Origin of the sequence: Paraburkholderia bannensis NBRC 103871, assembly GCF_000685015.1 — a bacterium.
Classification (GTDB): domain Bacteria; phylum Pseudomonadota; class Gammaproteobacteria; order Burkholderiales; family Burkholderiaceae; genus Paraburkholderia; species Paraburkholderia bannensis.
The window spans coordinates 405,395-431,438 of record NZ_BAYA01000003.1; the positions used below are offsets into that span (position 1 = coordinate 405,395).

Annotated in this window: 21 protein-coding genes; 9 read left to right on the forward strand and 12 right to left on the reverse strand. The window is 65.2% G+C overall.

Annotation, left to right across the window (positions count from 1 at the left end; genetic code table 11):
• Positions 1-35: 35 nt before the first annotated feature.
• The 8 genes from BBA01S_RS05075 to BBA01S_RS05110 form a co-directional block, all read right to left on the reverse strand.
• Complete coding sequence (locus BBA01S_RS05075; protein WP_027815486.1) at positions 36-1,235, reverse strand: porin; 1,200 nt, start codon at positions 1,233-1,235, stop codon at positions 36-38.
• Positions 1,236-1,376: 141 nt separating this feature from the next.
• Positions 1,377-3,134 (reverse strand): L-arabinonate dehydratase, encoded by a 1,758-nt coding sequence (gene araD / locus BBA01S_RS05080; protein ID WP_027815487.1) that lies wholly within the window; start codon positions 3,132-3,134, stop codon positions 1,377-1,379.
• 62 nt (positions 3,135-3,196) lie between these two features.
• Positions 3,197-4,111 (reverse strand): ABC transporter permease, encoded by a 915-nt coding sequence (locus BBA01S_RS05085; RefSeq protein ID WP_027815488.1) that lies wholly within the window; start codon positions 4,109-4,111, stop codon positions 3,197-3,199.
• Positions 4,111-4,992, reverse strand: coding sequence for an ABC transporter permease (locus BBA01S_RS05090; RefSeq protein WP_027815489.1), 882 nt, complete (start codon positions 4,990-4,992; stop codon positions 4,111-4,113). The genes BBA01S_RS05085 and BBA01S_RS05090 overlap by 1 nt, the downstream gene beginning before the upstream one ends.
• Positions 4,989-6,068, reverse strand: a complete 1,080-nt coding sequence (locus tag BBA01S_RS05095) for an ABC transporter ATP-binding protein (RefSeq protein WP_027815490.1) — start codon at positions 6,066-6,068, stop codon at positions 4,989-4,991. The genes BBA01S_RS05090 and BBA01S_RS05095 overlap by 4 nt, the downstream gene beginning before the upstream one ends.
• Before the next feature lie 93 nt (positions 6,069-6,161).
• Positions 6,162-7,328, reverse strand: coding sequence for an ABC transporter substrate-binding protein (locus BBA01S_RS05100; RefSeq protein ID WP_027815491.1), 1,167 nt, complete (start codon positions 7,326-7,328; stop codon positions 6,162-6,164).
• 255 nt (positions 7,329-7,583) lie between these two features.
• The gene (locus BBA01S_RS05105; RefSeq protein WP_042295988.1) at positions 7,584-9,167 is read right to left on the reverse strand and encodes an aldehyde dehydrogenase (NADP(+)); all 1,584 of its coding nucleotides are present in this window, start codon (positions 9,165-9,167) and stop codon (positions 7,584-7,586) included.
• A 35-nt stretch (positions 9,168-9,202) separates the two neighbouring features.
• Positions 9,203-10,138: a dihydrodipicolinate synthase family protein gene (locus tag BBA01S_RS05110; protein WP_027815493.1), complete on the reverse strand. Its 936-nt coding sequence runs from the start codon at positions 10,136-10,138 to the stop codon at positions 9,203-9,205.
• An 895-nt stretch (positions 10,139-11,033) separates the two neighbouring features.
• Here BBA01S_RS05110 and BBA01S_RS05120 point away from each other — a divergent pair.
• The 4 genes from BBA01S_RS05120 (at position 11,034) to BBA01S_RS05135 (ending at position 16,390) form a co-directional block, all read left to right on the forward strand.
• Positions 11,034-11,774 (forward strand): gluconate 2-dehydrogenase subunit 3 family protein, encoded by a 741-nt coding sequence (locus BBA01S_RS05120; protein ID WP_027815495.1) that lies wholly within the window; start codon positions 11,034-11,036, stop codon positions 11,772-11,774.
• Entirely contained in the window at positions 11,774-13,549 is a 1,776-nt protein-coding gene (locus tag BBA01S_RS05125; protein WP_027815496.1) for a GMC family oxidoreductase, read from the forward strand. Before BBA01S_RS05120 ends, BBA01S_RS05125 begins: the two co-directional genes overlap by 1 nt.
• 68 nt (positions 13,550-13,617) lie before the next feature.
• Positions 13,618-14,952 carry a c-type cytochrome gene (locus tag BBA01S_RS05130; protein ID WP_245641436.1) on the forward strand — a complete coding sequence of 445 codons (1,335 nt, stop codon included), beginning with the start codon at positions 13,618-13,620 and terminating at the stop codon, positions 14,950-14,952.
• Positions 14,953-15,196: 244 nt separating this feature from the next.
• Complete coding sequence (locus BBA01S_RS05135) at positions 15,197-16,390, forward strand: porin (RefSeq protein ID WP_027815498.1); 1,194 nt, start codon at positions 15,197-15,199, stop codon at positions 16,388-16,390.
• A gap of 117 nt (positions 16,391-16,507) precedes the next feature.
• Here the strand turns inward: BBA01S_RS05135 and BBA01S_RS05140 are convergent, their stop codons facing one another.
• Both BBA01S_RS05140 and BBA01S_RS05145 read right to left on the reverse strand, forming a co-directional pair.
• Entirely contained in the window at positions 16,508-16,726 is a 219-nt protein-coding gene (locus BBA01S_RS05140) for a hypothetical protein (protein ID WP_027815499.1), read from the reverse strand.
• 86 nt (positions 16,727-16,812) lie between these two features.
• The gene (locus BBA01S_RS05145; RefSeq protein WP_027815500.1) at positions 16,813-17,832 is read right to left on the reverse strand and encodes a TraB/GumN family protein; all 1,020 of its coding nucleotides are present in this window, start codon (positions 17,830-17,832) and stop codon (positions 16,813-16,815) included.
• 220 nt (positions 17,833-18,052) lie between these two features.
• Here BBA01S_RS05145 and BBA01S_RS05150 point away from each other — a divergent pair, with 220 nt between their 5' ends.
• Positions 18,053-18,961, forward strand: coding sequence for a LysR family transcriptional regulator (locus BBA01S_RS05150; RefSeq protein ID WP_027815501.1), 909 nt, complete (start codon positions 18,053-18,055; stop codon positions 18,959-18,961).
• Positions 18,962-19,098: 137 nt separating this feature from the next.
• Positions 19,099-20,088, forward strand: a complete 990-nt coding sequence (locus BBA01S_RS05155; RefSeq protein WP_027815502.1) for a zinc-dependent alcohol dehydrogenase family protein — start codon at positions 19,099-19,101, stop codon at positions 20,086-20,088.
• Between the two features lie 31 nt (positions 20,089-20,119).
• On the opposite strand, the gene BBA01S_RS05160 is transcribed toward BBA01S_RS05155, so the two are convergent.
• Positions 20,120-21,235, reverse strand: coding sequence for a 4-hydroxyphenylpyruvate dioxygenase family protein (locus BBA01S_RS05160; RefSeq protein ID WP_027815503.1), 1,116 nt, complete (start codon positions 21,233-21,235; stop codon positions 20,120-20,122).
• A gap of 445 nt (positions 21,236-21,680) precedes the next feature.
• On the opposite strand from BBA01S_RS05160, the gene shiA reads away from it, so the two are divergent.
• Together shiA and BBA01S_RS05170 are read left to right on the forward strand one after the other, a co-directional pair.
• On the forward strand, positions 21,681-23,000 hold the full coding sequence (gene shiA, locus BBA01S_RS05165) for a shikimate transporter (RefSeq protein WP_027815504.1): 1,320 nt from the start codon (positions 21,681-21,683) through the stop codon (positions 22,998-23,000).
• A gap of 99 nt (positions 23,001-23,099) precedes the next feature.
• On the forward strand, positions 23,100-23,870 hold the full coding sequence (locus tag BBA01S_RS05170) for an IclR family transcriptional regulator domain-containing protein (RefSeq protein ID WP_027815505.1): 771 nt from the start codon (positions 23,100-23,102) through the stop codon (positions 23,868-23,870).
• Positions 23,871-23,877: 7 nt separating this feature from the next.
• Here the strand turns inward: BBA01S_RS05170 and BBA01S_RS05175 are convergent, their stop codons facing one another.
• A complete protein-coding gene (locus BBA01S_RS05175; protein WP_027815506.1) occupies positions 23,878-24,744 on the reverse strand; it encodes a LysR family transcriptional regulator in 867 nt (288 codons plus the stop codon).
• Between the two features lie 115 nt (positions 24,745-24,859).
• On the opposite strand from BBA01S_RS05175, the gene ampC reads away from it, so the two are divergent.
• Positions 24,860-26,020, forward strand: coding sequence for a class C beta-lactamase (ampC, locus tag BBA01S_RS05180; RefSeq protein ID WP_042295992.1), 1,161 nt, complete (start codon positions 24,860-24,862; stop codon positions 26,018-26,020).
• Positions 26,021-26,044: the final 24 nt, after the last annotated feature.

The window sequence follows — 26,044 nt, forward strand, 5'->3', positions numbered from 1 at the left end:
AACCTGCCTCGGAGCGTGAAAATCCTGCCTGAAGATCAGAAGCGGTGCACGATGCCCACTGCGCCCGCGAACTGGCTGCGCGACGAGGACGGCGCGCTGTTCTGGCCGTCGCCGATATCGGCAGTTGCGTTGATGATGTCGCCCGCGCCGTTCGTGCCCAGCGTCTGGCCGCCCGCACGCTGGTAGGCCTCGACGAAGTACAGGCCCGTGCGCTTGGACAGGCTGTAGTACTGCGAGAGGTTGAACTGCTGGTACGAGGCCGCGCTCTGGATGCCGTTGGCCTTGGTCGCGCGCGTGTAGCTGTAGCCTGCCGCGAGATCGAGTGCGACGAGCGGCTTGTAGTGCAGCACGACGCCGCCCGTGTTCCAGATCTGCGTGTCGAAGAACTTCGAGCCGTTGCCCGCGATGTACTGCACGTTCGAGTACGACGCCGAAATGTCCCACTGCGAGTTGAACGCGTAGCCGCCGGTGACCGCCAGGCGCTGCTGCGTCTGCGCCGTCTGGAAGCCGTTGGTCACGCCCGACACGCCCGGTTCGCCGTTGCTGTACGCCGTCGAGCTGGAGCCCCACGCGCCGCCGCCGCTCGTCGAGTTGCTCAGGCGCTCGAAGCCCACGGCGAGACCAACCGGGCCATGGATATAGTTAGCCGCCACGCTCCACGTCTGGCCTGCGCCGACGCTGCCCGGCACGCCGCCGAATGCGTACATGCCGCTGAACGTGAAGCCCGCGAAGTTCGGCGAGGTATAGACGAGCGAGTTGTTGATGCGATAGATCGTGTCCATCGAATCCAGGTCGCCCGGGTGCGCGCCATAGGCGCCCGTGAGCCACGTCGTCGGGCTATAGGGCGAGAGCAGCGAGTAATACGGTGCGTACTGGCGGCCTGCCGTGAGCGTGCCGTAGTCCTTGTTGGCGACGCCGACAAACGCCGCGCGGCTGAACATCAGGTTGGAGGTGGACTGCGCGCCGTTCGCCGAGTTGTAGCCTTCTTCGAGCTGGAAGATCGCGCGCGTGCCGCCGCCGAGGTCTTCGCTGCCCTTCAGGCCGAAGCGCGAACCGGCCCACACGCCCTGCACCATCTTGACGGCCGAGTGGCCGCCCGAGTTGCTGCCGAGCGCAGCCGAACTGCTTTGATAACCAATGCCGGTATCGACGATACCGTACAGCGTGACGCTGCTCTGGGCATGTGCGCCCAGTGCGGCGAGTCCAAGCGTGGAAGCGAGAATGGTCTTCTTCATCTGTACTCCTGATCTCTTCGTTGTGATAGTTTGCTTTTTATTGACTACTCGTGAATCTCTTTGCGAGAGTGCTCCTCCGCTCCGGCATCGGGTTCCGCTAAACGCGGTTCCCAATGCCTTCACTTGCGAATCCCGTTGTCCTTAGTGGATCTCGGGTTCGCCGCCAGCTTCGCTACCGCCGCTACAACCGCCCGCGCCGTCGCGCTGCATGAAATCAAATTCGCAGCCGTTGTTGGCCTGCATCACGTGCATCTGGTACATCGCGCCATAGCCACGCTTGAAACGCGGTTCCGGGGCGACCCAGGCGGCCTTGCGGCGCGCCATTTCCTCATCGGAGATCAGCACGTTCAGGCGGCGCTCCGGCACGTTCAGCTCGATCAGGTCGCCGTCCTGCACCAGCGCCAGCGGGCCGCCGATGAACGACTCGGGCGCCACGTGCAGCACGCACGCGCCGTAGCTCGTGCCGCTCATGCGCGCATCGGAAATACGCAGCATGTCGCGCACGCCCTTTTGCAGGATCTTCTGCGGAATCGGCAACTGGCCCCACTCGGGCATGCCGGGCGCGCCCACCGGCCCGGCGTTCTGGAGCACGATCACGCTGTTCTCGTCGCATTCGAGCTCTTCGCTGTCGATGCGCGCGGCCATGTCGTTGTAGTCCTTGAACACCACGGCCTTGCCCGTATGCACGTGCAGGCGCTTTTCAGCGGCGCCCGGCTTGATGACCGCGCCATCCGGCGCGAGGTTGCCGCGCAGCACAGCCAGGCCCGTATCGGGCATCAGCGGCTTGGCGCGGCGGTAGATCACCTCTTCGTTGTAGATCTCGGCATCGGCGATGTTCTCGCCCAGCGTCTTGCCGTTGACCGTCATCTGCGTGCCGTCGATCAGGTCGCCCAGTTCCTTGAGCATCGCGCGCAGGCCGCCCGAATAATAGAAGTCCTCCATGAGGTACTTGCCGGTCGGACGGATGTTCGCGAGCACCGGCGTGCGGCGCGCGATCTCGTCGTACTGCGCGAGCGTCAGGTCGACGCCGGCGCGACGCGCAAGCGCGATCATGTGGACGATCGCGTTGGTCGAGCCCGACAGCGCGAGGCAGGTCGTCACTGCGTTATCGACCGACTGGCGCGTGATGATGTCCGAGGGCTTGAGGTCTTCCCACACCATGTCGACGATGCGCATGCCCGTCTTCGCCGACATCTGCGCATGGCGCGAATCCGGCGCGGGGATCGAGGCGAAGCCCGGCAGCGTGAAGCCCAGCGCTTCCGCCGCGCTCGTCATCGTCGATGCGGTGCCCATCGTCATGCAGTGGCCCGGCGAGCGCGCAATGCCGCCCTCCACGCCCTTCCAGTCTTCTTCGGTGATCTTGCCCGCGCGCAGGTCGGCCCAGTACTTCCACGTGTCCGATCCCGAACCGAGCGTCACGCCGTTCCAGTTGCCGTTGAGCATCGGGCCCGCGGGCAGGAAGATGGTAGGCAGATCCATCGAGATCGCGCCCATCAGCAGGGCGGGCGTGGTCTTGTCGCAGCCGCCCATCAGGACGACGCCGTCGGCCGGATACGAGCGGATCGTCTCTTCCGCTTCCATCGCGAGGAAGTTGCGATAGAGCATCGTGGTGGGCTTCTGGAACGGCTCGGAGAGCGTCTGCACCGGCAGCTCGATCGGGAAGCCGCCCGCCTGCCAGATGCCACGTTTGACCTCTTCCACGCGCTGCTTGAAGTGCGTATGGCAGGGGTTCATCTCGCTCCACGTATTGAGGATCGCGATGACCGGCTTGCCCGCGTACTCCTCGCGGCTGTAGCCCATCTGCGCCGTGCGCGAGCGATGGCCGAACGATCGCAGGTCGTTCACGCCATACCAGCGGTGGCTGCGCAGTTCTTCGGGGGTCTTTCGCTTGTTGCTCATCTTGCGTTGCTCCAGGTGTTTCCGCGGTGTGTCAATAAAACCGCCGGCGCGGGCCGACTACGCTAGCGTTGTTCCTTCACGCGCGACACGAGTTGTGTCGGGCTGACGAACTGCAGCGCGACCAGCACCCATGCGAGCGTGATCGCCATGTAGATCATCGCCATGGCGTCGATGGACTGCGGCGCGCGTACGCCCGTCGAGAACACTGCGTAATACAGCGCGACGACGAGGGTCTGCGTGTCGGGGCCGGCGGTAAAGAAAGTGAGTTCGAACATGCCGATCGTGCGCACCAGCACGAGCAGCCCGGCCGCCAGCATCCCCGGCACGAGGAGCGGCAGCAGTACATAACGGAAATAGCGCAGCGTGTTCGCGCCAAAGATGCGCGCGGCCGATTCCAGGTTCGGGTCGATCTGCTCGATGAACGGCGTCATCACGAGGATCACGAACGGCAATGCGGGCACGAGGTTCGCGAGGATCACGCCGGGCAACGTGCCCGCGAGGCCAAACTGGTACATCGCCGTGGCCATCGGAATGCCGTAGGTCACGGGCGGCACCATCAGCGGCAGCAGGAACACGAGCATGCAGATGCGCTTGCCCGGAAACTGCGCGCGTGCGAGCGCATACGCGGCAGGCACGCCCAGCGCGATGGACAGCAGCACGACCGCGCCCACCACTTCGAAGGTGACCCACAGCACGCTGCCCAGCTGGAAGTCGCGCCACGCCTGCGCATACCAGTGCAGCGTGAAGCCCTGCGGCAGCGGCGTGCCGAACCAGCGCGTCGCGATGGAGTTCACGCCGACGGTGGCGATCAGCAGCACCACGTTGAGCAGGAAGAACACCACGCCGCCCCAGACGATCACTTTCCAGAGGAGGTCGGGGATGCTAGCGCGAGGCTTCGTTTGCGGCGCGCTGGACGCGCTGGTCGCATTCGACGAATGCGCGTGCAGGCCGGCTGCATTGCGTTGATGTGCGGTCATCAGCCTTTGCCTCCGCTCACCGGGCCCGAGTAGAAGTAGCGCTTCGCCCCGAGCATCGCGGCCACCACGACCAGTTGCACGAAGCCCATCGCAATCGCGATGGTCGACGCGAGCGAGTAGTCGTAGCTTTCGAATGCCGCTTCCGAAGCCGCAATCGAAATCACGCGCGTGGGCCCCGCCGGCGCACCCAGCAGCACCGCCGAAGGAAACACCGAATACGCCTGCACGAACGACAGACAGGCGGCCATCGTGAGACCCGGCGCGAGCAGCGGCAGATAGATCAGGCGGAACTGCTGCCACGGCCCTGCGCCAAGCGTCGCCGCCGCGCGCGCGAGCGTCGGGTCGATGCCCGTCACGTACGACAGCGTCAGCAGGAACGCAAACGGAAAGCCCGACACGATCAGCGAAATCAGCACGCCCCAATAGTTGTGCGTGAGACGAATCTCTTCGCTCGTGTACAGATGCAGCGCGTGCAGCGCCTGCGGAAACCAGCCGTTCGGGCCGAAGTAGCTCAGCATGCCATCGGCGATCAGCACCGTGCCGAGCGTGACGGGAATCACGAGCAGCGTCGTCACCAGCTTCTGGTACGGCGACTTGCGGCGCAACGCAAACGCCACTGGCAGCGACAGCCCCACGTTGATGATCGTCGCGGGAATGGCCAGCTTGAGCGTGACGAACACGGTCGGCCAGAGCGCGAGATCGTGGAAGAACTGCACGTAGTTCGCGAGCATGCCGCCGCCGTTCATCGGCTTGAACGACAGCACGAGGCCGTAGGCGAACGGATACAGGAACAGCGCGACGATAAAGCCGAGCGCAGGCGCGACGAGCCAGCCGCGCGCGTCACGCGGGGCTTTGGTGAGCGACGTGACGAGCGTGCTCATGCGGCACGCTCCGCATAGGCCAGCACGCGCGACGGCGCGACGCGCAGCGTGGCGCGCTCGCCCGCTTCGAATTCGCCCTCGACGCGCGCCCACAGCTTGCCGAACGGCGCATTGGCGAGCAGCAGCGAATCGCGGCCGCCGTACTCGACCATTTCGACTTCGACGTCGAAGGCGTTGGCGTCGCCCGTATTGGCGCGCTCGAAATCCTCGGGGCGCATGGCCACGGAAATCTCGTTGCCCTTGATGTCGCCCATCGGCACGCCCGTGAGCGTGATGCCCGACGCCGACATCGCGATATGCTCGCCGCGCTCGCCATTCACCGCGAACGGCAGCACGTTGCGATAGCCCATGAAGCGCGCGACATGCAGGTTCGACGGGCGGCTATAGACTTCCCTGGGCGTGGCGACCTGCTGCACGACGCCCTCTTTCATCACGACGATGCGGTCGGCCATCGACAGCGCTTCGTCCTGGTCGTGCGTCACGTAGATCGTTGCGCGTTCGAGCTGGCTGTGAATGCGTCGGATTTCCGCGCGCATTTCGATGCGCAGTTTCGTATCCAGGTTCGAAAGCGGTTCGTCCATCAGCACGAGCGGCGGCTCGATCACGATGGCGCGTGCAATCGCCACGCGTTGCTGCTGGCCGCCGGAAAGCTGGCCCGGCAGCTTGCTTTCGTGGCCGACGAGCTGCACGAGTTGCAGCGCTTCACGCGCGCGACGCTTCACCTCTTCGCGGGAAACGCCCTGCATTTTCAGGCCGAAACCGACGTTCTCCAGCACCGTCATGTGCGGGAACAGCGCGTAGTTCTGGAACACCATGCCGAAGCCGCGCTTCTCGGGCGGCAGCACGTCGATGCGTTGTTCGTCGAGCCAGATGCTGCCGCTCGTGAGCGGTTGCAGGCCCGCAATGCAGTTGAGCGCCGTCGACTTGCCGCAGCCCGAAGGCCCGAGCAGCGCAATGAATTCACCGCGGCGAATGTCGAGATCGAGCCCGCGCAGCGCCGCGAGCTGCACGCCCTCCGCGCTCGTGAAACTCCGACATACCGCGTCCAGACGCAGACGATCGAAAGAATGCTTCATGACACCTTCCTGACCACGTGATCCACTTTTCAGAGCCAGGTTTCAGGCCTTTGCCGAAACCTGGCTTCGCGCCCTTTGAACCCTATGAACCGGTTATTGCGACTTCTGCGAGCCGACTTCGCGATCCCATTTCTGGAACGCCGCGACCATCGCCTGCGCCGAAAGCGGCTGGACGTGCGGATACTGCGTGAGCCACTTCGCATATTCAGGACGACCGAACTTCGCGATCACGTCCTGGCTCTGCTTCGGCGCCATCGCGAGCGTCACGCCGTTCACGGCCGGGCCCGGATAGAAGTAGCCGTCGTCGTAAGTCATGGCCTGCTGCTGCGGCTCCAGCATGAAGTTCATCAGCTTCGTGAGCACCGCGAGCTTTTCCTTCGACACGCCCTTGGGCACGACCATGAAGTGCGCGTCGTTCACCCACGTCATGTTGTCGAAGGCCTGCACCTTGAATTCGGCCGGCACGATGCCGAGCGCGCGCGGGTTGATGTCCCACCCCGTGACGGTCACGGTCATGTCGCGCGTGCCCTCGCCCAGCTCCTTCATCACCGCCGACGTGCCGCCCGGGTAATACGGCACGCACGAATTCAGCTCTTTAAGGAAGGCCCAGGTCTTGTCCCAGCCGTTGATCGGGTCTTGCGGGTTCTTGTCGCCGAGCAGATACGGCAGGCCCATCAGGAAGGTGCGGCCGGGGCCCGAATTGGCCGGACGCGCGTAGATCAGCTTGCCCGGATTGGCCTTGCAGTACGCCAGCAGTTCGGCGGGCGTGTGCGGCGGCTTCGCGACCTTCGCGGGGTTGTATTCGACCAGCGGCCCCGCCGGCATATACGAGACTTCAAGCCCGTAGCCCTGCGCAAGATCCTGCATCTTGCGCGGCCCCGGCGCATATTTGTCGAGCACGCCCGGCAGCGCCGCCGACTGATCCGGCAGCAGCTTCGTCCAGAGGTTCTGCTCGATGCCCGCGGCGAGCGCGTCGGTGCCCGTCAGGACGAGGTCGATATCGGCGCGGCCTGCGGCCTGCATTGCCTTGATCTTGCCGGGCAGTTGCGGCGCGGGTGCGTTGGTGTAAGTGATATTGGAGACGAGGTTCGGATACTTCGCCTTGAACGCTTCGAAGGCCTTCTGCGTGAGTTGCAGATTGCCGGCCACGTCGACAATGTTCAGGGAAACGGGATCAGCCTGCGCCGCGCTCATGCCGAGCGTCGCCACGGCCGCCACACAAACGGCCAGCATCCTAGCCTTCAAGCGTCCATCGAACATCGCATCTCCTCACTCTGTTTATGGAATTTTTTCTGCGCGGCTACCGCAGTGTCTTTGTTCGTTCTTTGTTCTTGCGCCAGCTTCTTGAGCCAGCTTTTTTGTCGACTGCGCCGCGGTCAAAGGATGCCGAACCACACATCAAGTTGTCAAGCAACGTGAAGGGTTTTGTGAGGCCAATCTGAAAGCCTTGTCGGCGGCCCAGTGAGGAAGGCGCTTGCAGCGGTTCTGCAAGCGCCTTCGGCTGGTTTTTAGCGCTTACTTGCGCACCAGTTCGCCGTCGCGCAGACGCCACAGCGCGAGCGGGTTGTCGTCCTGCAACGCGGCGGGCAGCAATTCCGACGGCAGATCCTGATAGCAGACCGGGCGCAGGAAACGCTCGATCGCCATCGCGCCCACCGACGTCGTGCGCGCATCGGACGTGGCCGGGAACGGGCCGCCGTGCACCATCGCGTACGACACCTCGACGCCGGTCGGGAAACCGTTGGCGAGAATGCGGCCCGCCTTGCGCTCCAGCGTCGGCAGGAGACGCGCGGCCATTGCGTAGTCGTCGTGGTCGATGTGCAGCGTCGCCGTGAGCTGGCCTTCGAGCTGTTCAGCCACGCGCAGGAGCTCGGCTTCGTCGCGGCAGGCCACGACGATCGAGGTCGGCCCGAAAATCTCGTCCGACAACGCGTGCTGCGCGAGGAACTGCTGGGCGTTCGTCTTGAACAGCAGCGGCAGCGCGGCGCAATGCGCGTCGGTCTGCGTGCCTTCAGCCAGTTGCTCGACGCCCGGCGCCGTCTTGCGCGCCGCCACCGCGTCGTCGTACGCCGAGGCAATGCCCGCCGTCAGCATGCTCTGCGACGGCTTGCCCGTGAGTGCCGCGCTCGCGGTCTGCACGAAGCGGTCGAGTTCCGGCGAATCGATCGCCAGCACGAGGCCCGGGTTCGTGCAGAACTGGCCGACGCCCAGCGTGAGCGAATCGACGAAAGCCTGGGCGAGCGCCTCGCCCCGCGCCGCCAGCGCGGCGGGCAGCACGAACATCGGATTGATGCTGCTCATTTCGGCGTAGACGGGGATCGGCTCGGCGCGCTGGGCGGCGATGTGCGCCAGCGCAAGGCCGCCGCGGCGCGAACCCGTGAAGCCCACCGCCTTGATGGCCGGATGCGCGACCAGCGCTTCGCCGGTCTCGTTGCCGCCGCCGAAGACCAGCGAGAACACGCCCTCAGGCAGGCCGACATCGGCGACCGCCTGCTGGATCGCGCGCCCGACAAGCTCCGAGGTGCCCGGATGCGCAAGGTGCGCCTTCACCACCACAGGGCAACCCGCAGCCAGTGCCGACGCCGTGTCGCCGCCCGCCACCGAGAACGCCAGCGGAAAGTTGCTCGCGCCGAACACGGCCACGGGGCCGAGGCCGATGCGCTGCGCACGCAGGTCAGAACGCGGCAGCGGCTTGCGATCCGGCAGCGCCGAATCGAGCACCGCGCCGCACCAGCGGCCGTCGCGCACCAGCGACGCGAACAGGCGCAGCTGGCCGACCGTGCGGCCGCGCTCGCCTTCGAGACGCGCCTTGGGCAGCGCCGATTCCAGATGGGCGCGCTCGATCAGCTCGTCGCCGATGCCGAGAATGCGTTCGGCGATCGCTTCGAGCAGCTTCGCGCGGGTCTCATGCGGTGCGGCGCGGAAGGCGTCGAACGCCTGCGCCGCGAGTTCGCAGGCGCGCGTGACCTCGGCCTTCCCGCCGAGGCCGAACGACGGCTCGATGTCCTTGCCGAGCGCGGGCGCGAAGGCCCGCATCTCGCCTGCCTGGCCGCGCACGGCCTGCGCGCCCAGCAGCATGTTTCCGGTAATAGACGACATGGTCGCTCCGTTCAGGTCAATCGATTGCAGGACGCTCAAGCGTGCGCCGCCGCCAGCGACTGCTCGAACGCCAGCAGTTCCTTCGCGGCCGCGCCGATGGCGGGCAGCGCTTCAGCGGGCGACTGCGACAGCAGCGGCAGGATCGGGCCCATGTCGGCGATGCCGGAGAGCGTCACCGCGTCGTGCAGCACGCGGATCAGCGAGATGTCGTCGCGCAGCGTTTCGAGCGGCATGAAGGCGTCGTAGAGGCGTTGCGCTTCATCGGCGCGGCCTTCCTTGGCGGCCTTGAGCAGCGCCATGACGGCGTGCGAGGCGATGCAGCCCGAACCCGTCGTCCATGCAGCCAGACCGAAGTCGCGCACGTGCACCAGCGCGGGACGCTCGCCCATGCCCGACACCACCTTCGACGCCGGCACGCTTTGCAGCAGGCGGCGCAGGTACGGGTCGTTGGCCGGATCGGCGCGCACGATGGCGTACTTGACGGCGATGAGCGTGCCGCGGTCGATCAGGCGCACCAGCGTGTCCACATCGACGTAGTCCTCGCTCTTGATATAGAGCGTGAGCGGAATGCCTGCGGCGTCGGCGATGCGCGTGAGGCCTGCCTCGACGCCTGCGGGCGTGGTGAAGCCAGCGAGCGGCAGCACCATGGCCGTCTGGTATTTCGTCTGCGCGAGGATGTGCGCCTGGTCGAGCATCTTGCCGTAGTCCGGGCCGATGGCCGGGATCACGCGCGTTTCGGGCGCGGTCAGGTCGGCGAGCATGTCCAGCAGTTCGCGGAATTCGCTGACGGCGACGTGATAGAGGTTGGCGTTGCCACCGTAGAGCAGCGTGCGGATGCCGCCCGCTTCCATGTGACGGATGAGCTTGCCGTTGGCTTCAACGTCGAGCGAGAAATCGGGGCGGCGTGCCAGGGGGGGCACCGCCATCACGGTCGAAGCGAATTCGCTCTCGACGATCGGGGACACGTTCATGAGGCCTCGTGCTGGATGGGAGGGTTGTCGATGGACTGAACAGTAGCACCGGCCTCGTTTAGTTGTCAAACAACTTTGAGATTTGTTAGGGTTTGTTCGGAGGGGGCGATGGGTTCGCGCTCGCCCCATCGTGCGGCCAAACTTTGCTTCGCCGAATTCAGAATCTTCTTGTTGTCTCAAACAGGATAGTTCGCAACCATCGTTTCGCAGCCGTTGGTTGCCTGCACGAACCTGTTTCCTTTCTCAAATGAGATTCCTGAGATTCCTCCTTGGAGCAGTGCTTGGCGCAACCCTCGCTACGGCAATCTCGTGGGGAGGGTTGTACCTCTATGGGCGATTACAGCCGCCTGGAAGCCTGTTCGACGCGAGTCCGCAGTCAGCCAATCTCTTTTTCGCGATGTGGCTCGCTTTTGCCGTCGCAGCGGCGGCGATAAGCGGCTATTTCATCGCGCGTCGCTAGTCTTCGCCTTCCAATTTTCATCAGACAAATAAGCCAATCGCGGCCGCATAACAAATCCCCCTGCGTCTTGACAACCCGGCGCGATCATTCTTCCCCTAAAAGCAACAAAAGCGGCATCGCGTCACTTGCCAGAAAGCGGCTTTTCTTCATCGGCGCGAGATAGGGGGACGCCAATCGCAACGCTACCAACCCGCTGATTTACAAGCAAAAAGCTCACGCTCGCACCTCAACCAGCACGCACACCAAACCCCGCCAAACCACCTCCCCCAGCCCCACCGCTACGGACACTGAAATGGATTGTTGTAAAATTCTTCGATAATGATGGAACCGGTTCCAATTACCATTGCCCCGCAAAGCGGCCTAGGCTAAAAGCCGGTTCCCGCAAACGGCACGGCCGGATCAGGCCATGCCGAATTGATACAGAATCCTCCAATCATGTCCGAATCTCCTCTCACGTCACGCCGGGGCTTCCTACGCACGGCGGTGGTGCTCGTTCCGGCAACAGGCGCGCTCGCGGCCTGCGAAGGCGGCTCACAGTCGCCTGCCGGTTCCGCGCAAGGCGGCAGCCAGCCCGGCGCGGCAGGCCAGTCCGCCCAGGCCGAATACAAACCCCGCTTCTTCGATGCCCGCGAATGGACTTTCCTGCGCGCGGCCGTCGATCGCCTGATTCCCGCCGATGCCGAGGGCCCTGGCGCCCTCGACGCGGGCGTGCCCGAGTTCATCGATCGCCAGATGGATACGCCCTACGCGCACGGCGCGCTCTGGTACATGCAGGGCCCGTTCCAGCAAGGCATTCCGGAGCTTGGTTACCAGCTGAAACTCGTGCCGCGCGACCTGTATCGCCTGGGCATCGCGGCAGTCAATGCGTATTGCTCGAAGGCGTACGGCAAGGAATTCGACGCGCTCGACGCCAGCACGCGCGACGCCGTGCTCGGCGCGCTCGAAGCGGGCAAGGTCGAACTCGACGGCGTGCCGGCCAAGGTGTTCTTCGGCCAGTTGCTGCAAAACACGCGCGAAGGCTACTTCTGCGATCCGGTTCACGGCGGCAACAAGGACATGGCCGCGTGGAAGATGATCGGTTTTCCCGGCGCACGCGCCGACTTCATGGATTTCGTGAACCAGAACGGTAAGGCCTACCCGTACGGTCCGGTTTCGATCAACGGGGAGCGCACGTAATGGCGATCAAGAAACCTCATGTGGACGCGGTCGTCGTCGGCTTCGGCTGGACGGGCGCAATCATGTCGAAGGAACTCACGGAAGCGGGTCTGTCCGTGGTCGCGCTTGAGCGCGGCGAGTATCGCGACACCTATCCGGACGGCGCGTACCCGAACACCATCGACGAGCTCACGTACAACATCCGCAAGAAGCTCTTCCTCGACCTCTCCAAGACCACCGTTTCGATCCGCCACAGCGCGGCCGACACGGCGCTGCCCTATCGCCAGCTCGCGGCCTTCCTGCCGGGCGAAGGCGTGGGCGGCGCGGGCCTGCACTGGTCGGGCGTGCACTTTCGCATCACGCCGGAAGAGCTGCGCCTGAAGAGCCATTACGAAGAGCGCTACGGCAAGAAGTTCATCCCCGAAGGCATGACGATCCAGGACTACGGCGTCAGCTACGACGAACTGGAGCCGCATTTCGATTTCGCGGAAAAGGTCTTCGGCACCTCGGGCCAGGCTTACAAGGTCGGCGATAAAGTTGTCGGCGACGGCAACGTGTTCGAAGCGCGCCGCAGCGACAATTTTCCGTTGCCCGCGCAACTGAATACGTACTCGGCGCAGCGCTTCTCCGATGCGGCGAAGTCGCTCGGCCTGCATCCGTACCGCCTGCCCTCGGCCAATACGTCGGGGCCGTACACGAACCCGTACGGCGTGCAGATGGGCCCGTGCAACTTCTGCGGCTATTGCAGCGGCTACGCGTGCTACATGTACTCGAAGGCCTCGCCGAACCTGAATATCCTGCCCGCGCTCAAGCAGGAAAAGCACTTCGAACTGCGGGCGAAATGCCACGTGCTGCGCGTCGAGCTCGACGATTCGAAGAAGCGCGCCACCGGTGTCACCTATGTCGATCCGTCGGGCCAGGAAGTGTTCCAGCCCGCCGATCTCGTGATCGTCTCGGCGTTCCAGTATCACAACGTGCACCTGCTGCTGCTCTCGGGCATCGGCAAGCCGTATGACCCGGTCTCGGGCGAAGGCGTCGTGGGCCGCAATTTCGCGTACCAGAACCTCTCGACCATCACCGCGTTCTTCGACAAGGACACGTACACGAATCCGTTCATCGGCGCGGGCGGCAACGGCGTGGCCGTGGACGACTTCAACGCCGATAACTTCGACCACGGCCCGCTCGGCTTCGTCGGCGGCTCGCCGCTGTGGGTGAACCAGGCGGGCGTCAAGCCGATCAGCGGCATCGCTACGCCCGCGGGCACGCCCAACTGGGGCTCGCAGTGGAAGAAGGCGGTCAAGGATCACTACGCGCATACGGTGTCGATGGATGCGCACGGTTCGAACATGTCGTATCGCGATGTGTTCCTCGACCTCGATCCGACCTATCGCGACTCGTACGGCCAGCCGCTGCTGCGCATGACCTTCGACTGGAAGGACAACGACATCAAGATGGCGCAGTACGTGACGGGCCAGATGAAGAAGATCGCCGAGGCGATGGGGCCGCAGGCCATCAACGTCTATACGCGCGAGTTCGGCGCGCACTTCGATTCGCGCCGCTACCAGACCACCCACCTTGTGGGCGGCGCGGTGATGGGCACGGATCCGAAGACGAGCGTGCTCAACCGCTATCTGCAGAGCTGGGACGTGCACAACGTGTTCGTGCTGGGTGCGTCCGCGTTCCCGCAGGGCATCGGCTACAACCCGACGGGTCTGGTCGCCGCGCTTGCCTACTGGTCGGCGAAGGCCATCCGTAACCAGTACCTGAAGAACCCCGGCCCCCTGGTGAGCGTGTGACGAGCCGTATGAAGACGATCCTTTTCCCCACGCGCATCGTGAAGCAGTCCGTGCGCAACGTCGTGCGCATGACGGTTGCGGCCGCAACGTTCTCGGCGTTCGCGCTGGCTGCACCGCTCGCGGCAAGCGCCGCCGATGCCCCCGCTGCACCCGCCGCGAAGGCCGATGCCGCGCTCATCGCGCACGGCGAATACCTCGCACGCGCCGGCGACTGCATCGCCTGCCACACCACGAAAGGCGGCAAGCCCTTCGCCGGCGGCCTGAAATTCGACACGCCCATCGGCGCGATCTATTCGACCAACATCACGCCCGACGCCGATACCGGCATCGGCAAGTGGAGTTACGACGATTTCGCCAAGGCCGTGCGCGAAGGCGTGCGCCCGAACGGCGAGACGCTCTATCCCGCCATGCCCTACCCGTCGTATGCGCGTCTGTCCGCTGACGACATGAAGGCGCTCTACGCGTACTTCACTCAGGGCGTGGCCCCCGTCGCGGCGCAAAACCGTGCGGTGGACATTCCCTGGCCGCTCTCGATGCGCTGGCCGCTGGGCATCTGGCGCACGATGTTCGCGCCGAAGGTGCAGGCGTTCGACGGCTCGCACTACAACGATGCGATCGTCTCGCGCGGCGCGTACCTGGTGCAGGGTCTCGGCCACTGCGGCGCGTGCCACACGCCGCGCGCGAGCACGATGCAGGAACTCGCGCTCACCGATCTCGAAGGCGACGACTTCCTCGCAGGCGGCGCGCCGATCGACGGCTGGGTGCCCGCCAGCCTGCGCGGCAATCCGCGTACCGGCATTGGCGCGTGGAGCGAGGACGATATCGTCCAGTTCCTGAAAACCGGCCGCAACCTGCACACGGCGGCATTCGGCGGCATGACCGACGTGGTTCAGCACAGCATGCAGTACATGACCGACGCTGACCTGCTCGCGATGGCCCGCTACCTGAAGACGCTGCCGTCGAGCGATGCGAAGGAAACGCCCTACGCCTACGATGCCGCCGCCGGTCACGCGCTGCAAAGCGGCGACGCAAGCGCACGCGGTGCAGCCATCTATCGCGACAACTGCATGGCCTGCCACCGCAGCGACGGACATGGCTACACGCGCGTGTTCCCCGCACTTGGCGGCAACCCCGTCGTGCAGGGCAAGGACGCCACGTCGCTGATCCACGTGCTGCTCTCGGGCGCCGCGCTGGAAGGCACGAAGACGGCGCCGTCGACCTTCACCATGCCGCCGTTCGGCTGGCGTCTGTCCGACCAGGAAGTCGCCGATGTGGCCACGTTCGTGCGCACGAGCTGGGGCAACACCGGCGCGGCCGTCAGCGCCGACGATGTCGCCAAGGTGCGCAAGACGGTGAGCATCGTCACGCCGGAAACGCCTCCGGGCGCTTCGTTCAAGCGATAAGGCTTCAGGCGGCCTTTAAACCAGGCCTTAAATCGGGTCTTAAAGCACAGGGGTTTTAGCGCGCGGCATCGCGCCGCGCGCTAAAGAAAGCACTGGCGCTTTCGCCACGACTCCGTAAAATCCAGCCCTTTTTTCCGCGCGCAGGCCGCGGGCCGCCACGTGTTTTTCAGCGAGGCGGCCTGTTCCTGCGCGCATAACAAGAGACCGCATCATGGCGGTCCACCTCTCATCGAGACAACACATGATGAAAAAACACCTGATCTCTGCACCGATTCTGATGTCGCTCGCCGGCGTCGCGGCGGCGCAGGGCTCCGTCACGCTCTACGGGATTGTCGACGCGGGCATCACCTACCGCAGCAATGAACGCACCGGCACCGCTGGCGCGTATCAGGGCCATTCGAACGTGGGCGTGACGAGCGGCAACCTCTCGGGTAGCCGCTGGGGGCTCAAGGGCAAGGAAGACCTCGGCAATGGTCTCGCCGCGATCTTCCTGCTCGAAGATGGCTTCGACATCAGCAACGGCACCTCGGGTCAAGGCGGCCGCCTGTTCGGCCGTCAGGCCTTCATGGGCCTGTCCGACAAGCAGTACGGTTCGCTCACGATGGGCCGCCAGTACACCTCGCTCAACGACTTCGTCGCACCGGTCGCGCCGGTCAGCGTGGTCGGCGGCTTCGGCGCGCATCCGGGCGACATCGACGATCTCGACCAGACCACGCGCGTCGACAACTCGATCAAGTACACGAGCGCGAACTACTCGGGCTTCACGTTCGGCGCACTGTACGGCTTCGGCGGCCAGGCCGGCAGCCTCAAGCGCAAGAACACGTGGAGCGTGGGCGGCAGCTACGCCAACGGCCCGCTGCGCGTGGGCGTGGGCTACGAGCGCTCGGACAACAGCAAGACGAGCCTCGCCGATTCCACCTACGGCAAGTGGCAAGGCACCTACGACGGCACCTTCAACTCGTCGATCAACGAAGGCTACGCAAGCGCGCAATCGCAGCAGGTCATCGCAACGGGCGCGACGTGGGACTTCGGCGCGGTGCTGGTCGGCGTGAACTACAGCAACGTGCAATACAAGGCCGGCACGAACTCGCTCTACTCGGGCACGGCGAACTTCAACATCGCCGGCGTGTTCGGCATGTGGAACGTGCAGCCGCGCACGCACCTGTTCGCGGGCTACAGCTACACGCGCGGCAGCCACGTCGACGGCCTCGACGACGAAGCGCAGTACCACAACGTCTCGATGGGCGCGCTCTACGACCTGTCGAAGCGCTCGACGGTGTACCTGCTCGCGGGCTACCAGCACGCTTCGGGCATGACGCTCAACGCGATCGGCGAACCGGTGGCCGCGACGGCATCGGTGTCGGACAAGGGCAATAGCCACTCGTCGGCGGCGCAGTCGCAGGCGATCGTGAGCGTGGGCTTCCGCCAGAAGTTCTAAGCGCCACAATGCAACAGGGCACGCGGCGCAAAAGCGCGGCGTGCCCTATTTATTTGTTCGCCGTCCGGATGAACGGCTATTCGCTTCGATCAGGAATCAGGATGAATTCCACCAGCGTCAGTGCAGCACTTCAGGACGTGCGAGCAAGCCGATGAATTCCTCCATCGAAAGCGCCGGGGCAAGTTCGGAGAGCGTCGAATAGATCACGGTGTCGTAGATCGCGGAACCCGCCGCCGATTCCAGTTCGACACCCGCGACGGCGGCGCGATACTCCGCCCGCTCGTGGGCGATCGAGAGAATCAGTTGCGCTTCGGATTTGGAGAATTGCGTCTTCATATCCTGGCTAACGGCGTGGCGGATGGAACCTTTAGGGTAAGGCGCTGGAAGAAATTAGCGCGCACGGCGAAAGCAAAACGCAAGATTCAGCGCACCGCGACCTCATGCAGCGGTGACGGAAGCTGTGGCGCAGGAGCCGTAGAAGAGGCAGGCGGCGTGATCGTATAGCCGGCCTCGCGCAGATGCTCAAGCAGCGAACGGTCACCGAAAAAATGCCCCGCGCCGACCGCCACGAGAATTGGCCCCTTGCCGTAGAAGTAGCCGTCCTGCGCCAGCGTGGCCGCGAAAATGTCGGTGCCGCGCGCGAACAGGTACTGGCTGAAATCGTAATGCGCGTCGCTTTCGCCGGGATAACGCGCGTTCGCCAGATGCTCCAGCGCCGTCACGTCGCCGCTGGCCCAGGCCGCCTGGAACGATTCGTATGACACTTCGCCCGGCGTCTTCACGCCGCGCAATCCCGCGCAAACGCCTGCCAGAAACGCTTCCTGGTCGGCGGCGGGCATGTCGTCGAACAGTTGCATGCCCTGCTCCATCGTCTCCAGATAAATCAGCGGAATCTGCCGGCGATGCGCCAGCGTTTCGAGCCGCTCGTCGATGCCAGGAAACACCAGCGGCGACGCCGTCCTCACGAAATGCGTGTGCTTCGCGCCATCGGTATCCCAGCGCCATTGATGCAGGCGCACGGCCTGCACCGCAAATCCCGCCAGCCACGGCTTGGTCTGGAAGAACGCGTGGATATCCGCGCCGCTGTCGCGTGCGCAACGCGCGAGCGATTCGGCGGTCATCGAACTCACGTGATTGGTGAGGTTGTCGTTCGCGGGGTAAAAGCCGATGCGCCTGACCGTCTGCGTGTCCTCGGGCGTCGGCTTCGTATGGGTCTCCAGTACGATCGCCTGCACGCCGGACGCGATGGAGGCAAGCGCCGCGTTCACGCGCGGATCGTCGCTCGCCAGCGCGTGGATCGTCGGCAACAGGATCAGCGTGGGATGGCCGGGCGAGCGCGCGACCCAGATAGGGGGATGGTCTTCGGCGGCGAGGTTTGGGGCCGGGGTTTGCGGCTGCGCTTGCGGCTGTGCGTGCGTCACGCTCGCGGCGGCAAATAGCATCGCCGCGCAAAGCGTCGCGCGCCATGTCCCGAAGATGTGCCACCTGCTTATCATTGTTCGACCCCGCCATAGGGAAAGGCCCGCTCACAGCTTACGCCATGCGATGCGGCCTATCCGTGCGCCAGGCAACACGCGGCGCTGTGCCCTCGCCCGCGCGTGCGAAGATGCGGGCTCGAACAAGAGTCCCTCACCCCATCCACGACCGGCCCGAGGAGCGCCCATGGATCGTCTGCAAACCATGCAGATCTACGTGAACATCGTCGAACGCGGCAGCTTCACACAGGCTGCCGAAGCGTTGCAGCTGCACCGCCCCGCCGTCACCAAGGCCGTGCAGCAACTGGAAACGGAACTCGGCATCCGCCTGCTCAACCGCAGTACCCGGCGCGTGAGCACGACCGCCGAAGGCGAGGCGTTCTATCAACGCTGCGTGCAACTGCTCGCCAACGTGAACGACACCTTCGCCTCGTTCGCGCAATTCGCGCAAAACCGGCCGCAGCCCAAGGGCCGCTTGCGGCTCGAATTGCCGGTCGCGCTCGCCAAGGCGATGGTGGTGCCCGCGTTGCCCGACTTCCAGCAGCGCTATCCGCAAGTGGAGATCGTGCTGGGCGTGAACGACCAGCCCGCCGACCTGATCGGCGAAGGCATCGACTGCGTGGTGCGGGTCGGCGAGCTCAAGGATTCGGGCCTGATCGCGCGGCAGATCGGCATGGTGCAGATGGCGACCTGCGCGTCGCCCGCGTACCTCGCGCGCCATGGCGTGCCTCGCACGCTCGACGACCTGCAGGCGCACAAGGCCGTGAACTTCTTCAGCGGCCGCAATCGCCGCGTGATGGAGTGGGCCTTCCGGCACGGCGGCAAGACCGTCACGCTCAAGCTGCCCAGCGGCATGCTCACCGATAACTTCGACGCCCTGCTCGCCTGTGGACTCGCGGGTTGCGGCGTCGTGCAGGCCTTGCGGCCCGCGCTGCAACCGTATCTCGACACGGGCCATCTGGTGGAAGTGCTGCCCAACGTCGCGCCGGTGCCCAAGCCAGTGTCCGTGATGTATCCGAACCGCGATCACCTGCCGGGCAAGGTGCGCGTGTTCATCGACTGGATTTCGGAACTCGCGGCGCGGCGGCTCGCGTAAGCCCCAGCAACGCCCATAACAAACTGCCGCCAATTGTTATTAATCGAATAACAATGAGTGATCGCGTCGCGCGTTTATCCGCGCCGTCTTGCGGCCTACAGTGTCCATTCGAAACCGTTTGATCGAAGGAGCCTGTTATGTCACGCGTCGTCCGTTTCAACCGCATCGGCGGCCCTGAAGTGCTGCAAATCGAGGCTATCGATGTGCCCGCACCCAAGGCCGGCGAAGTCCAGATCCGCGTCAAGGCCATCGGCCTCAATCGCGCCGAAGTCATGTACCGCAGCGGCGAATACACCTACGCGCCGCAATTCCCCGCGCAACTCGGCTATGAAGGCTCGGGCGTGATCGAAGCCGTGGGCAGCGGCGTGCAGGACTTCGCCGTCGGCGACGCGGTGAGCGTGGTGCCCGCGTTTTCGTTCATCGAATACGGCATGTATGGCGAAGTCGTCAACGCGCCCGTGCATGCAGTCGTGAAGAATCCCGCCGGGCTGTCGTTCGAGGAAGCCGCCGCCACGTGGATGATGTATGCGACGGCATGGGGCGCGCTGATCGAATTCGGCGGCCTCAAACAGGGCGAAGCGGTGCTGGTGGGCGCGGCGTCGAGCAGCGTGGGTCTCGCCGCCATCCAGATCGCCAACATGGTGGGCGCGACGCCCATCGCGCTCACGCGCAGCGAGAAGAAGCGCGACGCGCTGCTCAAGGCGGGCGCGAAGCACGTGATCGCGGGCGGCGGCGCGGCGCTTACTCAGCAAGTGCTAGAACTCACGGACGGGCGCGGCGCGCAGATCGCCTTCGATCCGGTCGGCGGCCCTGAAGTCGCGCATCAACTGCGCGCGCTCGCGCGTCAAGGCATGTTCTTCCAGTACGGTGCGCTCGACACGCGCGACCTTAGCGTACCGGTGATGGATCTGCTGGGCCGGCACCTGACCGTGCGCGGCTACGAGCTGTTCGAAGTCACGACCGACGCGACGCGGCTCGAACGCGCCAAACGCTTCATCACGGAAGGCCTGGCGTCGGGCGCGCTCAAGCCCGCGATCGATCGCACCTTCGCATTCGAGCAGATCGCCGACGCGCATCGCTACATGGAAGCCGGCGAGCAGGTCGGCAAGATCGTCGTGACGGTTTAAGCCGCCTGAGCGCAGCAGGCCTTCGCGGAACTCAAGCGCCCTGCTGCGCCGCGCGCGCTTTCGCGAGCACGTCGAGATTGCCTTCGCCGAAGCCCTGGTGGCCGCTGCGCTGCACCACCTCGAAGAAGATCTCGCCCGCGCGACGCTTCACGAAGGTCTGGAAAAACAGGCGCGGCACGCCGTCGTCGCCAATTTCACCGTCGATCAGGATATGGCGCTTGCGCAGCGCCTCCAGATCGACGCCGTGGCCCGGCAGGCGCGCATCGACGGAGTCGTAGTAAGCGGGCGGCGGCTCGACGAACTCGACGCCGCTGGCCATCAGCGCATCGACGCAGGGCACGATGTCGTCGGTCGCCAGCGCGATATGCTGCACGCCCTCGCCCGGATGATCGGGCAGGTAGTCGTGCATGAGTTCCGTGCGGCGCGTGCCTTCCTCATAGACCGGAATGCGGATATCGCCGTCCGGCGACACCATCACGCGCGACTCCTGCGCGACGTGCCAGTTCGCGTTGATTTCGTGAATCTCGCGGAAATGCAGCAGGTCGCGATAAAAGTCGAGCCATTCGCCGATACGCCCCGCGCCCACCGTCTGCGTGAGGTGATCGACGCGTTGCAGGCCGGTGCCGCTGTGTTCGAGATCGGCTTGCGCCGTGGCGACGTCGATGGGACGAAAGTCGATGTCGAAAATCGAAATATCGCCCACGCCGCCGCGCTGGCCGCCCCGGCCGCGCCAACGGTCGACAAAATAGATATGCGAGTCGCCAATGCCCTGAATGGCCGGAATGCGCAACTCGCCCGCGCCGATGCGCTCGCCTTCATAGGCCCAGGCGCCCAGCCGCAACGCGTGTTCGAAGGCGCGCCGCGCACTGTCGACACGCACGCCGATCGCGCACACGCCCATGCCGTACTCCTCGGCATAGCGGGCGGCGAACGAATCGGGCTCGGCGTTGACTAGGAAATTCATCTGGCCCTGGCGCCAGAGCGTGACGTCCTTGCTGATATGACGCGCAATGGCCTTGAACCCCAGTTGCGCGAGCTGCGCCGCCAGCGCCGCGGGCTCGGGCGCCGCGAATTCGACGAACTCGAGCCCGGCCATGCCGAGCGGATTGGCCTGCTCCGCCGAAGCGGAAAGAGGGGTAGACGACATGCAGGAGGCTCCCGATACCAGACGTTGAAGCGTCGAATAAAAACGATGAAACGAGGCGGCGGACACAGCTAGAGAGTGCGTGCAGAACGCGCGCGGCGCAAGCCCTTACGCTGCGCCTGGCCACGCGTTGCGGCCCCCGGCCGCCGCGCGGCAATTTTAACCAATTCGTACACCGCACCCAAGACGGTCGCGCCGCGCGCGGAGCATCACCCTCCGTGCTAACCCTCAAAGCGTTCGATAATCGCACACTTATGGGCGATAATCGCGCATTTCGCGCGTTGTACGCATTGATCCGGTGCGTGCACCGCCCTATGCTCCGTTTCACCGCTGCCGACCACACGCAGCCAGGTGACCAGGCAGGCAGTCACATACGTCGTCGCATACGCGGTCACAAACGCAGAAACATCAGGCAGAACAGAACGCTGCCGGGACTGGAGACACTCTCATGACCCCCACCCTCGAATCCACGGGCGCGGCCGAACCGTCCAACGCCCGCCACGCACGCAGCCAGGCGAAGAAAGCGGCGCTTGGCAGCTTCGTCGGCGCCGTCGTCGACTGGTACGACTTCCTGCTCTACGGCATCGTCGCCGCGCTGGTGTTCAACGCCGAATTCTTCCCCGCCATCGGCAAGAACATGGGCACGCTCGCGGCCTTCGCGACCTTCGGCGTGGGCTTCCTGTTCCGCCCGCTCGGCGGCGTGGTGTTCGGCCACTATGGCGACCGCCTCGGGCGCAAGCGCATGCTCGTGCTCACGGTGATGCTGATGGGCCTGTCCACGGTCGCCATCGGCCTGCTGCCCACCTTCGCCACGATCGGCTGGTGGGCGCCCGTGCTGCTCGTACTGATGCGCGCGATCCAGGGCTTCGCCGTAGGCGGCGAATGGGGCGGCGCGGCGCTCATGGCGGTGGAAAGCGCGCCCAAGGGCAAGAAAGCGTTCTATAGCAGCGGCGTGCAGGTCGGTTACGGCGTGGGCCTCGTGCTGGCGACCGGCATTGTCGCGCTGCTGAGCCACCTGCTGGGCGATGCAGCGTTCCGCTCGTGGGGCTGGCGCCTGCCGTTCCTCTTCAGCGTCGTGCTGGTGCTGATCGGCCTGTGGGTGCGTTCGAGCATGGACGAGTCGAAGGAGTTCGTCGAGAAGGTCGAGCACGGCCATCGCAAGCTCAAGATGCCGGTGCTCGAAGCGCTCACGCGTCACCCGAAGGCCTTCCTCTACATCGTCGCGCTGCGTCTGGCCGAACTCTTCACCATGTACATCGTGACGGCGTTCGCGCTGAGCTATTCGACGGCCAACCTGGGCCTCTCGCGCGACCTGTTCCTGGGCATTGGTCTCTTTGTCGGCGCGATCTCGTGCGTGACGATTCCCTGCTTCGCGTGGCTTGCCGACCGTCTCGGCCTGCGCCGCATCTACCTGATCGGCGCGGTGATCGGCCTGGCCAGCGCGGTGCCGTTCTTCCTCGCGCTGGAAGCCCGCTCGACGCTGTGGATCGTGATTTTCTCGGTGGCGCTGGCGAACCTCGCGCACGACATGGTGGTGAGCGTGCAGCAGCCGCTGTTCACCGAACTGTTCGGCGCCGAATACCGCTACAGCGGCGCAGGCGTGGGCTATCAGTTCGCCAGCGTCGTGGGCGGCGGCTTCACCCCGTTCATCGCCGTGGCGCTGGTGGGCGTGGGCAACGGCTCGTGGCACCTGGTGGCCGCGTACCTCGCGGTTGGCTGCCTGATCTCGCTGATCGTCGCCGCGCGCATGAAACCCGCGCAGGCCTGAGTCCGCTTGAGCCTGACCACGGCACGCGATTTCGTCGAATGAAAAAGGCCGGGCATTTGCCCGGCTTTTTGCGCTGCGTTTTGCGCTGATAAGCGAACCATGAAAACCTCCACCCTCGACAAACGCGACTGGATCGCGGGCCTGGAAAAAGGCCTCGCGATTCTCGAAGCATTCGACAGCGAGCACGCGCGCATGACCGCGACCCAGGCCGCCGAGCGCACCGGCCTCTCGCGCACCGCCGCGCGGCGCTATCTGCTGACGCTCGAATCGCTGGGCTATGTCTATACCGATGGACGCCTGTTCGGCCTCACGCCGCGCGTGCTGCGCGTGGGCTGGTCGTACTTCGATTCGGCGCGGCTGCCGCGCACCGTGCAGCCCTATCTTCAGCAACTGAGCGCGACGCTCAACGAATCGGCGTACGTGAGCGTGCTCGACGGCTGGGATCTGGTCGTGATCGCGCGCAACGGCGTCTCGCGCGTGATGACCACGGGCTTCGTGCTGGGTGCGCGCGTGCCCGCGCCGCTGATCTCGCCGGGCGTCGTGCTGCTCGCCTACAAGGAGGATCAGCAGGCGGTCTCCACGTGGCTCGACGGCGTGGAGCTTGCGCCGTTCACGCCGCACACGCTCACGAGCGCCACGCGCCTGCGCGAGAAAATCGTGCGCGCACGCGCCGATGGCTACGCGCTCATCGAGCAGCAATTGCAGGTAGGCGTGCGCGGCGTGGCCGTGCCGCTGCGCAACCGCGGCGGCGACGTGATCGCCGCGTTGAGCACGAACATGTCGATGGGCAACGAAAGCCCTGAAGCCGCCGTGCAGCGCGTGCTGCCGCATCTGCAGGAGACCGCGCTGGCGATGCTCAACGTGCTTTAAACGTCGTTCAGTCCGCCGCCGCCGCGACGATCCAGGTCTCGAACAGGCGCATTGCCGGTGTCATCGCGCGCGACGCCAGGCTCGTGAGCCAGTAACTGCCTGTGGGCACTTCGATGTCGAAGGGCCGCGCGAGCAGCCCCGCCTGCAATTCGCGCGTGAACATGCGCGCGGGCGCGAGTGCAACGCCCGCGCCCTGCATCGCGGCCTCGGCCATCAGCCGCGACGAATCGAAGATCGGCCCGCTCACCGTCCACGACTCGACCCCGGCCGCTTCGAACCAGCGCAGCCACTCGTCGGTGCGATAGGAGCGCAGCAGCGTCTCGCGCGCGAGGTCGGCGGGACTGCGCAGACGCTGCGCGATCCCCGGCGCGCACAGCACCGCGAGCGGCGCGTCGAGCAGCCGCGTGTTCTGCGTCGCGGGCCATTTGCCGTCGCCGAAACGGATCGCGAAATCCAGCCCCTCGCCCGCCAGGTCGACGAGATTGTTGTTGGTCAGCAGCCGCAATTCGACGAACGGATGCGCCTCGCGAAACGACTTGAGGCGCGGCATCAGCCAGCCGATCGCGAACGTCCCCACCACGCCCACCGTCAGCACCTCGTGCAGACGGCCGCCTTCGAACTGCTTGAGCACGCCCTCGATACGGCCGAACGCATCGCTCAGCACGGGCAGCAGCGCGCGCGCCTCGTCGGTCATGCCCAGGCCGCGCGGCAAGCGCCGGAACAGCGGCACGCCGAGCCAGTCTTCGAGCATGCGCACCTGCTGGCTGACGGCGGCCTGCGTGACCTTGAGTTCCAGCCCCGCGCGCGTGAAGCTCAAATGACGCGCCGACGCCTCGAAGGCGCGCAACGCATGCAGGGGCACATTGGGACGCATGGTCTATCCATAAGTTTTGCTTGTGGGTGGGGCAAATTATCGTCGCTTGTCGATGCGGCGGCAACGCCAGAGAATGCACGGCACACAGCGTATTCGACGCGCTCTCAACCCAACCATGCCCGACAAAATGACTTTCAAGATAAAAGCGCTAGTGATGGCTCTGATCTGCGCAGCGGCCGGCGCGCAGGCCGCCGAACCCAACTTCAAAAGCACCGTCGACGCCGCGATCGAACCGTTGCAGGCGAAGTACGGCATTCCGGGCATGGCGGTCGGCATCAGCGTGGGCGGCCAGCATGCGTTCTACAACTACGGCGTGGCGTCGAAGGCAACCCATGCGCGCGTCGATAACGACACGCTGTTCGAAGTCGGCTCCGTGACCAAGACCGTGACGGCCACGCTTGCGTGCTATGCGCAGACGCAAGGCAAGCTGTCGTTTGCCGCGCCCGCCAGCGACTACTTGAGCGCGCTGCGCGGCAGCGTGTTCGATCACGTGAGCGTGCTCAACCTGGGCACGCATACGTCCGGGTTGCCGCTGTTCGTACCCGACGCGGTGAACAACGATGCGCAGATGAACGCGTGGCTGCGCGCCTGGCGACCGGCCTACCCGGCGGGCACGCAGCGCGTCTATTCGAACATGGGTATCGGCCTGCTGGGGCGTGCGGCGGCGCAGAGCCTGGGCATGCCGGTGCGCGAAGCGGTGCAGCAGCAATTGCTGCCCGCCTTCGGCATGACGCATACGTGGCTCGACGTGCCTGCTGCGAGCGAGGCGCACTACGCGCAGGGCTACGACAAAACCGACGCGCCTAAACGCCTGAACCCCGGCGTATTCGCCGACGAAGCCTATGGCGTGCGCACGACCACCGGCGACCTCGTGCGCTATATCGACGCCAACATGGGCATGGCGGCGCTCGACGTGGCCTGGAAGCGCGCCATCGACTGCACGCATACGGGCTACTACACGACGGGGCCGTTCACGCAGGACTTCGTGTGGGAACAGTACCCGTGGCCGGTTGCGCTCGACACGCTCGCGCGCGGCAACGGCCCCGACGCGATCCTCAAGCCGACGCCCGCCCACGCGCTCACGCCGCCGCTCGCGCCGCAGGCCGACGCGCTCATCAACAAGACCGGCTCGACCAACGGCTTTGGGGCTTACGTGGCGTATGTGCCCGCGCGGCGCATCGGCGTGGTGATTCTCGCGAACAAGAGCTATCCCAACGAGGCGCGCGTGAAGGCGGCTTACGCGATCCTCGAAGCGCTCGATAAGGCGAAGCCCTGATCGGCTCGCGGCTTAAATCGCGGC